This window comes from Sphingomonas sp. 2378 (assembly GCF_038084995.1).
GTDB lineage: Bacteria > Pseudomonadota > Alphaproteobacteria > Sphingomonadales > Sphingomonadaceae > Sphingomonas.
Genome location: NZ_JAXCMJ010000183.1, coordinates 1 through 201, shown reverse-complemented (window position 1 = coordinate 201; position 201 = coordinate 1). Strand labels below are relative to the sequence as shown.

1 protein-coding gene is annotated in these 201 nt (G+C 68.7%); it reads right to left on the bottom strand.

What is annotated here, in order from left to right:
• On the bottom strand, positions 1 to 201 hold a 201-nt coding region (locus SM191_RS19950; protein WP_341507696.1), incomplete at both ends, for a transposase.

Here is a 201-nt window from a genome sequence, read left to right as displayed (position 1 = left end):
CCGCCAGCTCTGGCCGATGGCGGGATAGCGGGTGCCCCAGGGCCCCGCCTCGAATGCCGTCAGGGCCTGTTCGGCCGCCTCGGCGCTGGGCGCGCGGTAAATCTCCTTCAGGGCGCTCGCCAGGCCCTTGCGGTCCTTCCAGGAGACGAAGTCCATGGAATTGCGCAGCAGGTGGACGATGCAGGTTTGAACCACGGCGTC